Below are 8,442 nucleotides of genomic sequence, written 5' to 3' on the forward strand. Positions count from 1 at the left end.
GGTAGAAGTCGAGGAAGCCCCACTCGAGGATCTGTTCGGGTTCGACGCCGACATAGGCGGCCCACTGCCGGTTCACGAATTCTGCCGAGCCGTCCGGTCGAGCCACCCAGGCGAGCACCGGCAGCGAGTCGATGATGAGGCGAAGGTTCTGCTCGCTGGCGAGCAGTGCCGACCTGGCTTCCTCCAGGGCGTTCTCGGTGCGCTTGCGGTCTTCGATGTCCAGCACGACGCCGTACCACTTCACGACCTTGCCCTGCGAGTTCAGCAGCGGGTTCTGCCGCAGCGTGCACCATCGGTACTGGCCGTCGGCACGCCGGAGCCTGCCTTCGACTTCCCGCGAACGCGTCGACGCCATGATGTCCTGCCAGGTGGACAGCAGGGCCGCCACGTCGTCCGGGTGAAAGATGCGATAGAAGCCGAGCCCGAGGATCTCGTCGGCGGGCAGCCCGACGAAGTCCACGAAATGCTGGTTGCAGAAATCCAGCATGCCGTCCGAAGTCGCCGACCAGGCGATGGCCGGGATGGTGTTGATGATGAGGTTGAGCCGCCATTCGCTTTCTGCGAGCGCCTCGCCCGTGGGCTTCTCGGCGCGTGTATCGGCCGGTGGCCTGCGGTCGGTGAGCTCGCGGACCTCGCGGCACGCGAGGCTCGCCTGGGTCGCCGCGATCTTCAGGCGCAGCGACTCGAGGCGCTGCGGAAACCCCGCTCGCCGGGAGCCGGTCACCAGCACGCCCRGGCCGGCGATGTCGCCCATCGCGACGGCCACGACGGACAGCACGTCGCTGCCGAGGGGCATGGCTGATGGGCCGAGCGCCGGGTTGTCCGCCAGCCACTGACCGACCGCACGCCGGATCGCCTCGGGATCGTGCGCGGCGGCGGGCGTCTTGCCGGTGCGCAGGAAGATGTGCACCGTTTCGCTGAAGCGCAGCCCGGCGAAGTCCAGGTCCAGCATGTCGACCAGCGTCTCCAGGAGGTCTTCGACGATGGAGGTCGGGTCCACTCCCCGCCACGTCGCCGGCAGGCGGGTCAGGCGCTCGATGTCGTCGTGGCACTGCTGCAGCTGCGGGTCTTCGGCGGCGGCACGGGAAGGCGATGTGATGGGGGCGTGTGCACTCATGGCTCGACTGCGAGCGATGAGCATACCGCGCCGAATGTGGGCATGAACCTCGACCAAGGTCTAGGAACCTGCGACTTTCCGCGAGGGCCCGACGATCAAAGGAGGATTGAGTGCGTGCGGCACCGGGGGATAGGCTTCAGTCCCCGGACCAGTGGCCCTCTGCGACGCGAGGCACGCATGAACCTATCGATCGGCGAACATCTTCCGGATCTCCCGCGAGATCGGGAGCACGTCTTCTTCGAGCGCGAAGTGCCCCGTGTCGAGAAGGCGCAGGCGCGCGTCGGGAATGTCCCGAAGGTAGGCGTGCGCACCGGCCGGAAGAAAGATCGGGTCGTTCCTGCCCCACACGATGAGCGTCTTCAGCGGACGTGCGCGCATGAAGGCCTGCCAGTTCGGGTAGTCGATGACGTTGCTGAAGTAGTCCGACATCAGGCCGATCTGGATTCTCCGGACGCTGGGGTTCTCGAGGAGCAGGGCATCCAGGTTCCATCCGGTGGGGTCGATGGACTCGAAATTCCGGCTGCCGGTCCGGTACTGGAACATCGTGAAGTCACGGGACACGAGCTGCTCGATCTGCCTGCGCCCTTCCGGGGTGAGGCCCGCCGCACGGGCGCGCATTCCGCCGAGCTGCTCGGCTGCAATGCCTTCGACATACGCGTTGGCGTTCTGGATGATCAGCCCGGCGACCGCCGCCGGATTCTTCACGGCCATGCGAAAGCCCACCGGACCGCCGAAGTCCTGCAGGTAGAGGACGTAGCTTTTCAATCCGATCTGGGAGACGAACGCTGCCATCACATCTGCCAGGCTTTCGAACGTGGGGGAGAACTTCTCGGCAGAAGGGTAGTCGCTGAAGCCCGAGCCCGGGTAGTCGGGTGCCACCAGGTGGAAGTCGTTCGAGAGCAGCGGGATCAGCTCTCGATACATGTGCGAAGACGAAGGAAAGCCGTGCAGCAGCAGCAGGGTCGGCTTGCGAGGGTCGCCCGCTTCGCGATAGAAGATCTTGATTCCTTTCACGACGACCGTCCGGTACTGCACGCGAGACCCCTGCTGCGACTCGCCGGTCGATTCGATGCGACCGGCACGGTCGACGGCGCACGCGCCGAGGTAGCAGCTCAGGACGGCGGCAACGAGTGCTCGCCAAGGAAGGTTCGAGTGCATGGTTCGCGGCTTTCAGGGTTCGAGTTGGCACATCGAACCGAGCCTATCCGCAGGCCGTGCGCGATGCCCCTTTCCTGCGGCCTGCAGGCCGCTGGCCCGAGGGCGTAGGGCGCTCCTGTCGCCGACTCCTCGAGTTTTAACCGCAGTTAACTCGTCCTGGTTGCATCGGAAGGCGACCATGCGCAAACCACATGAATGGAGCATTGCAATGCCTTCGAACAGACCCACGGTGATAGAGCTGGCCCATGACGATCCCGTCATCGAGGCGGGGTTGCGCTACATCCTCGGCGCATGGCCTGAATTCGAGTTGCGCGCCGCGGCCGACCTGGATCGCCCTGACCGGGAGCGGAGCGCGCCGGCCGACGTGCTCATCCTCGACCACGACAGCGGTGTCCGCAGGGCAGTGGGCCTGCAGGCCGATTCCCGCCAGGGCGCGAAGCTCATGGTCGTGGCCATGAGGGGCCAGGAGATCGATGTGCGAAGCGCCTTGGAAGCGGGCATCCGCGGCTACGTGGTGGTCGGCTGCTCGGCGGACGAGATCGTGAGCGCCGCCCGGGCCGTGGCGGCCGGGCGCCGGTATCTGTGCAGCGCCGCGACGCTTCGCATGGTCGACAGCCTGTCGCGGCCGGCCCTGACCGTGCGAGAGGGTGAGGTGCTGGCGCTGGTCCGCCGTGGCCACAACAACAAGGAGGTGGCCCGCTCGCTGGGGATCTCGGTGGGAACGGTCAAGGCGCACATGCGGGGGCTGCTGTCGAAGCTGGGCGCGCGGTGCCGGACCGAGGCCCTCTGGATCGCGTCGCAGCAGGGATTGGCCCCGCGTCCGACGCGCGCAGCGGCCGCTCGAAGCTCGGTGGCGGCCTAGATGAGCGGGAAGGATTCCCCCTGGGCATGCGCCCTGCATCGGCTCTGCCTGCTGCTGCTGTGTTCGGCCTACCTCCAGGGCGGCCTGGAGAAGGCGCTGGATTTCCACGGAGCCCTCGCGGAGATGACCGCATTCGGCTTGCGGCCTGCGGGGTTGCTCGCGGTGGCGGCCATCGCCATCGAGCTGGTGGGTTCCGTGCTGGTGCTTGTCGGCTGGGGGCGCTGCGTCGGCGCGTTGCTGCTCGCGGCCTTCACGCTGGTCGCGACGCTCATCGCGAATCGGTTCTGGGAGGAACAGGGCATGCCRCGCGCGATGTTGACGCATGCCTTCTTCGAGCATCTCGGGCTGGCCGGCGCGCTCGTGCTGGTCGCCTGGCACGACCGCTGCGAGCGCAACGCCGGACTTCGTCCGAGTCCGAGGGCCGGGTGAACGCAGCGTCCAAGGTCGGGGTGGCACTGGCCATCGCATTGAGCTGCATGGCCGCCCGGGCCCTGCCGGCGCAGTACGGCATCTCGCAGCTGTATCACACCAAGTGGACCGCCCAGGATGGCGTGCCGACGGGCATCGAGGCCATCGCCCAGACCCGCGACGGCTTTCTGTGGCTGGGCACCTCGGGGGGACTGTTCCGCTTCGACGGCGTGGAGTTCGAGCGCATCTCCGGCGCCGGTGGCGTCCCGCTCCTGTCGCAGGACATTTCCGGGTTGTACGTGGCCACGGATGGCGGACTGTGGATCGGGCACCACCTCGGCGGCGTGAGCCATCTGCACGAGGGCCGCCTGGTGAACTACGGCCAGGCCCAGGGGCTGCCGCGATCGTCCGTGGCGGGCATGGCAAAGGCAGGGGACGGAACCCTGTGGGCGGGGACGACCCGCGGGCTGTTTCGACTCGACGGCGGACGATGGCAGCCGGCGAATGCCACCTGGAACGTTCCTGCGGATCCGGTCGACGAGCTCATCCTGGATCGCGATCGCACGCTGTGGGTGATGAGCAATGACCGGATCTTCTACCTTCGAGACGGCGCGAACCGGTTCGAGAAACTGCCCGTCGCAGTGCCTCGCAGCAATTCCCAGACGATGCTCCTGCATCCTGGCGGTGCCGCCATGGTGTGCACTTCCGGACGCGTTCGCATGCTGACATTGACCGCGCCGCCCGCGTCCGGTGCAACCGCCCCTGGATGGGTCGACCGCGGTATCACGGCGGCGGCCGGGTGTGCCTTCGACCGCGAAGGCCACCTGTGGGTCGGAGGCATCGACGGCGCCAGGCGAGGCGAGGGCGTCGGCTTCGTGCCCCTCTCCGGGGAATCCGTCTCCCGGATCATCGAGGATCGCGAAGGGAACATCTGGTTTGCCACACGCGGCGGACTCGACCGATTCCGCGCTCCGGCCTTCCTGAAGCTGCCGCTGGACACAGGGTCCAACGAGTTCTGGCTCGCACCCGCCGGGCAAGGTGGCGCATGGATCGGCACCGCCCTCGGCAACGTCTTCCGCGCTCGGAGCACCTCGCTGGAGCCGATCGGTTTCGGACATCTGGCCGGAACGGGACTCGCTGCCCTCTACAGCGACCCGTCGGGCATTCTGTGGGCGGCCGGCGGCGATTCGCTGTGGAAGCTTCAAGCCGGTGGACGATGGCAGCGCCTGGCCCATCGTGGAGCGAGCGCCTCTTCTTCCTTCAACTACGCCGGCATCCAGGCCATGACGCAGGACGCGCAGGGCGCGATGTGGGTGTCGGTGCTGCGAGTCGGCACCTACCGCGTGGTCGGCGATGAGTGGACCTTGTGGGGGGGACGCACGGACATGCCCACCCACAACGTGTCGGCCTTGTTCACCGATGCGCGGGGCCGCGTCTGGTTCGGCTATGACGATGGGGTGGTCACCGTCCTCGACGGCGATCGGCTCGCGGCGGTGCTCCCCGCGAGGGAGTCTTCGTCGCACCTGGACCTGGGGTCGGTGGAGACGTTCGCGCAGCAGGCCGAACACCTCTGGATCGGGACCGAGAAAGGCCTGTGGCGACTGAGCGGCGATGCGATCCACCCGGTGATGGGATCGCGCGGTGCGTTCATCCGGGTCAAGGGCATCGTGCCCGGCTCGACAGGGGACCTGTGGGTGAGCACGGCGGATGGCATGGTCCACATCGCGGCCGACGACCTGCAGCAGGCGTTGCGCCACCCTGAGCATCCCGTCCGCCATGACCTGCTGGACCATCTGGACGGGCTGCCGGGGGCGCCCGAGGCGGCGCTGGGCAACGGCGGCCGCCTCTGGATTGCCGCCGCGAACGGCGTGGTATGGACCGACCCCATGCGCATGCCGCGCAACACCATCGCGCCCGCCGTGATCGTCAAGTCGATCACGGTGGACGGTCTCGCGCATGCGTTCGATGCAGGCGCCGCGACGCAGTTGCCGGTGCATCCGCGCGACCTGAAGATTGCCTACACCGCGCCGAGCCTCACGATGCCAGAGCGCGTGAGGTTCAGGTATCGCCTTGGCGACGAGCACGCCGACTGGCAGGACGCCGGCACCCACCGCGAGGCCAGTTTCAGGGACTTGCCGCCCGGCCGCTATCGATTCCAGGTGATCGCCGCCAACAATGACGGCGTGTGGAATGAAACCGGCGCGAGCGTCTCGTTCGTCATTCCTCCCACCTTCGTGCAAACGGGCTGGTTCGTCGCGTTGTGCGCTGCCGCTGCCGCGGCCGCCGTGTGCCTGCTGTTCTCATGGAGGCTGCGCGCGGTCAAGGCCCGCTTGCGGCTGCGCTGGGAGGAGCGGACGGTCGAGCGGGAACGCATCGCCCGGGAACTCCATGACACCTTCCTGCAGGCCGTGCAGGGCCTGGTGATCCGGTTCCACGCGGCGATGGAACAGATTCCGCCGCACGAGCGCTCCCGCGACCTGATGCGCAACGCGCTGGACCTGGCCGACGAAGTGATCGCGGATGGGCGGGATGCGGTGACGGACCTGCGGGGGGTCACCGGCAGCTCGACGGATTTTGCCGATGGCCTGCAATCGGTCGGTGAGCGCTGGTCCGCAGACACCGGCGTTTCCTTTGCGATGCGCATCGACGGGGCTGCCCGCGAACTCGATCCGGTGGGCGTGCCGGAGCTGCAGCGCATCGCCACCGAGGCGCTGAGCAATGCGTTCCGACACGCGGCAGCCACGGGCGTCCAGCTTGGCGTGACGTTTGCATCGAGGCAGCTCAGACTGCGAATCGTGGACAACGGCTGTGGTTTCGACGCGAAGCAGTCGCACGCCGGGCGCTGGGGCCTGGTCGGGATGCGAGAGCGGGCGGATCGTCTGGGCGGGCGCCTGGGCGTCCACTCGGATGCACGCGGCACCACGGTCACGCTGGAGGTCCCTGCCAGGATCGCCTACCGGCACCGGCGGCGCGCGTGGGACGGATGGCGCGGGTGACGCAGAAGAGGGCCTGTCAGGGATCGAGGATCCCTCGCTTGAGGGAGATCATGACCGCATGCGTGCGGTCGCGCGCGGAGAGCTTGCTCATGATGCTCTTCATGTGGGACTTGACCGTGTCCTCGGTGACACCGAGCTCGCCGGCGACCCGCCGGTTCGAGTTGCCGGCCGCGACCTGCTTCAGCACGTCGAGTTCGCGCGCGGACAGCGGGTCGTCGGTCAGGTGCGCGGCCAGTTCGGCGGCCACCTCGCGAGGAATCCAGCGCTCGCCGGCATGGACGGATCGGATGGCGGCGAGAAGCTCGTTGCGGATCATGCTCTTGAGCAGGTAGCCGCTGGCACCCGCTTGCAGCGAGCGGCGCGCCTGCGTGTCGCCCCGGTAGGTCGTCAGCATCACGATGCGAGCGTCGGACCATTGCGCACGGATCGCCACCGTGGCGGCGACACCGTCGACCTCCGGCATCTGCAGATCCATCAAGGTGACGTCGGGGCGGTGCTCGGCAAAGCGTTCGGTCGCCTCGTGCCCGTTGCTCGCCTCGGCGACCAGCAACATGCCGGGCTCCCTCTCGATCACGGCAGCGATGCCCTCGCGCATCAGGGGGTGATCGTCGACGACGAGCACCTTGATCGGCTGGCTCGTCGGGCCCACGGCGTGCATCGGGTGTCTCACTGGAGTCGAACGGTGCTCGCGAGTTTACACACGGGGTCGGTGCGGCACCTGGGCCAAAGGGAGAGGACGCGGCCGCCCTACGGGTCGTGGCGGCAAGACATGACAAGCGGCTCAATGTGTCGTCTCACAACCCGACATTCGGAGGATTCACCATGTCGATTCAATTCGATCAACGCCCGGATCGGCGCGAGTTCCTGCAAGCGGCGTCCCTGCTGGGCCTGACCGCGCTGGCCGGTCCGGTGACCGCGCTGGCGCGCGACATGCGCGTCGCGCCCGACCTGGTTCTGTACAACGGCCGCATCAGCACGCTGGACCCCGCACGGCCCGACGCCGGCGCGGTGGCCATCAAGGACGGCATGGTGCTGGCGGTCGGCAGCGACGCCGAACTGGTGCCCCTCGCCGATGCGCAGACCCGCGTCGTCGATGTCGAGAGGCGCCGCGTGATCCCCGGCCTGACCGACTCGCACACGCACGTGATTCGCGGCGGCCTCAACTACAACATGGAGCTGCGCTGGGACGGTGTGCGCAGCCTGCATGCGGCGCTCGAGATGCTGAAGGCCCAGGCGCGGGTGACGCCACCGCCCCAGTGGGTGCGCGTCGTCGGCGGCTGGAACGACACCCAGTTCGTCGAGAAGCGCCTGCCGACGCTGAAGGAGATCAATGAAGCGGCGCCCGACACGCCGGTCTTCGTGCTCAATCTCTACAACCAGGCCTTCCTGAACCGCGCTGCGCTGCGTGCGGTGGGCTACACGCGCGACACGCCACAACCGCCGGGCGCCATCATCGAGCGCGACCACAAGGGCGAGCCCACCGGCCTGCTGCTGGCCGAGCCCAACGCCTTCGTGCTCTACAACACGCTGGCCAAGGGCCCGAAGCTGGACTTCGACRATCAGGTGAACTCCACGCTGCATTTCATGCGCGAGGAGAACCGGCTCGGGGTCACGTCGGTGGGCGATGCCGGTGGTGGCTTCCAGAACTACCCGGACGACTACGCAGTCATCGACAAGCTGGCCAGCGAGGGTCGGCTGACACTTCGCTTCGCCTACAACCTGTTCCCGCAGAAGGCGAAGGCGGAGCTCGACGACTTCCGGCGCTGGATCGCGACGGGCAAGCCCGGCGACGGCAGCGACATGTACCGCCTCAACGGCGCCGGCGAGATGCTGGCCTTCTCGGCCGCCGACTTCGAGGACCTTCTCGTGCCGCGGCCCGAGATGCCGGCGATGATGGACGC

The 8,442-nt window shown here is 67.8% G+C and carries 7 protein-coding genes; 4 read left to right on the plus strand and 3 right to left on the minus strand.

Translation table 11 applies throughout. The features are described 5' to 3' along the window. Together AC1D12_RS17170 and AC1D12_RS17175 are read right to left on the minus strand one after the other, a co-directional pair. Positions 1–1,174 (minus strand): PAS domain-containing protein (locus AC1D12_RS17170; protein WP_477841746.1); only part of this gene is annotated, 1,174 nt, incomplete at its 3' end. Positions 1,175–1,300: 126 nt separating this feature from the next. Beyond that, positions 1,301–2,275, minus strand: coding sequence for an alpha/beta fold hydrolase (locus tag AC1D12_RS17175; protein ID WP_477824880.1), 975 nt, complete (start codon positions 2,273–2,275; stop codon positions 1,301–1,303). 178 nt (positions 2,276–2,453) lie between these two features. On the opposite strand from AC1D12_RS17175, the gene AC1D12_RS17180 reads away from it, so the two are divergent. Genes AC1D12_RS17180 through AC1D12_RS17190 form a run of 3 tightly spaced genes read left to right on the plus strand, consistent with a single transcriptional unit; the run spans position 2,454 to position 6,541 of the window. Then, on the plus strand, positions 2,454–3,137 hold the full coding sequence (locus tag AC1D12_RS17180) for a response regulator transcription factor (protein ID WP_477841748.1): 684 nt from the start codon (positions 2,454–2,456) through the stop codon (positions 3,135–3,137). Continuing rightward, positions 3,138–3,566 carry a DoxX family protein gene (locus tag AC1D12_RS17185; protein ID WP_477824878.1) on the plus strand — a complete coding sequence of 143 codons (429 nt, stop codon included), beginning with the start codon at positions 3,138–3,140 and terminating at the stop codon, positions 3,564–3,566. Further along, on the plus strand, positions 3,563–6,541 hold the full coding sequence (locus tag AC1D12_RS17190; protein ID WP_477841749.1) for a sensor histidine kinase: 2,979 nt from the start codon (positions 3,563–3,565) through the stop codon (positions 6,539–6,541). The genes AC1D12_RS17185 and AC1D12_RS17190 overlap by 4 nt, the downstream gene beginning before the upstream one ends. Before the next feature lie 16 nt (positions 6,542–6,557). On the opposite strand, the gene AC1D12_RS17195 is transcribed toward AC1D12_RS17190, so the two are convergent. Next, positions 6,558–7,199: a response regulator gene (locus tag AC1D12_RS17195; protein ID WP_477824876.1), complete on the minus strand. Its 642-nt coding sequence runs from the start codon at positions 7,197–7,199 to the stop codon at positions 6,558–6,560. Between the two features lie 272 nt (positions 7,200–7,471). Between AC1D12_RS17195 and AC1D12_RS17200 the strand changes: the two genes are divergently transcribed. Next, on the plus strand, positions 7,472–8,442 hold a 971-nt coding region (locus AC1D12_RS17200), incomplete at its 3' end, for an amidohydrolase family protein (protein ID WP_477841751.1).

It is taken from the genome of Rhizobacter sp. P1_G5 (genome assembly GCF_056405435.1).

Bases quoted from the DNA above. Each gene is read 5' to 3' on its own strand.
- AC1D12_RS17175 (WP_477824880.1), bottom strand. From the start codon at position 2,275: ATGCACTCGAACCTTCCTTGGCGAGCACTCGTTGCCGCCGTCCTGAGC.
- AC1D12_RS17180 (WP_477841748.1), top strand. From the start codon at position 2,454: ATGCGCAAACCACATGAATGGAGCATTGCAATGCCTTCGAACAGACCC.
- AC1D12_RS17195 (WP_477824876.1), bottom strand. From the start codon at position 7,199: ATGCACGCCGTGGGCCCGACGAGCCAGCCGATCAAGGTGCTCGTCGTC.